The following is a 1643-nucleotide window of genomic DNA, read 5'->3' as shown; positions in this document are numbered from 1 at the left end:
TCCTGGAGCAGTTGCGGATAGGCGGCCACCCGGGCCGCCAGTCCTTTCAGCAGCTCATTGTCGGGATAGTGCTGGGCGGCCACGTCGACCAGCGGCTTGAGATCGACGGCGACCACAGAGGCATCGAGCTTGCCGGTCGGGCTCTCTGGGAAATCCTTGATCCGCCCTGTGGCGCTGATCGAGGTGCCGGCCAGGCCACCGACCGACAGCCGGTCGATCTCGAGCAATCCCTTACGCAGCCTCAGCGCCGTGTCGACCATGTCGGCCGTCAGCCCGCCGGCGCTGACCGGCCCGGCCTTGATCTGGAAGTCGAGGTCGCGGTCGGAAAACCGGTTGGCGCCCTTGTCGCTGACGAAGATCGAGGCGAAAGCCGCCAGCCCGTCGACGTCGAGCTCGCCGCCCTCCAGCCGCATCAGCACCGAAGGCCTGGCGTCGTCCGGCTGGCTGGAATCGATGCGGCCGGAAAACTTCGCCTTGCCGAGGATCAGTTCGAGATCGCTGAAGGCCTGCCGCTTTTCGCTGAGATCGACCTTGGCCTTGAAACCGGCGGCCGGCAGCCGGCGGATCGCCTCGTCGACATCCCTGGACAACCAGGCGGCGAAGCCCGACGGCTGCGCCACGGCGAGCAGCAGCGAGCCGCTGAAGCCGAAATGGTCCTCGACGCTGAGCATGCCGTTGGCTTCGAGAGTGGCGCGGCCGGGCAAGGTCGCGGCAAGCGACTTCACCGACCAGCCGCCTTCGGCCGGCTCGGCCGAGAGGTGGACGTCGCGCACCGTCGTGTCACCGGCGACCACGGCCGGCAGTCTCACCTCGACGGTCCCTGGGATGGTCGGCTTCGGCATATGCAGAAGCGCCTGCTCCAGCGCATTGACGCGCTGGTCGAGCGTTACGCCGGTGACTGCGGCGGCGCCGACGGCTTCATCGAACTGCACCTGCGCGCCATTGGCCTCGATCGAAAAGCGCGGGTTCGGTCCGAGATTGACGGAGGCTTTGCCGTCGGCGGTATACGGATTGTCGAGCGGTCCGGTCTCGAAGCGGAACTCGTCGAAGGCGAGCTTCTGGTGATCGAGCGAGAACTTGCCGTTGAGCCGGAAGCCTGGATCTGGCTTGCCGGCCGAGACCTTCACCGTCTCGCCGCCGGTGCCGCGCAGCTCGGCCGAATTCCTGTCGTTGCCGGAGATCTTGAACTGGCCGGAATAGGCGACGGCGCCCTTGACGAGGCCGGCATTGCCGTCGGTCTCGATGACCAGCGGATAGGCGTCCGGATCGGCCTTCAGCCGCAGCCGCATCTGGCCATTGCCTTCGGCTCTGCCGGTCGAGGCAGTGACATTGGTGCGCAGCCCGTCGAGCTTGAGCGTTCCATCCATCCGCCATGGCCCGGCGAGCGACTTCGCCGAGATGGTCGAATTGATCTCGGAAATCAGGTGGCTGCGCCCGCCGGCGGCATGGCGCAAGGCGACCTCGCCTTCCGTCACCGTCAGCTTCTCGATCGCGATCTGGTTGAGATCGAAGGGCGAGGTCGGCCGCATCGCCCAGTCGACCGTGCCGTCGGCGGCGATGTCGATCGTCGCCTTCGGCCGCACCAGCCGCATGTCGAAGATCAGCACCTCGCCACGCAGGAAGGGTGCCAGCTCCGCATCCAT

The 1643-nt window shown here is 66.9% G+C and carries 1 pseudogene; it reads right to left on the bottom strand.

Annotation, left to right across the window (positions count from 1 at the left end):
- Positions 1–1643: pseudogene (locus EN781_RS32095) on the bottom strand (AsmA family protein); the annotation flags it as partial.

The organism is Mesorhizobium sp. M4A.F.Ca.ET.090.04.2.1, from assembly GCF_003999085.1.
Classification (GTDB): Bacteria; Pseudomonadota; Alphaproteobacteria; order Rhizobiales; family Rhizobiaceae; genus Mesorhizobium.
The sequence above is the reverse complement of the archived record's forward strand: the minus strand, read 5'-3'. Positions and strand labels throughout refer to the sequence as shown.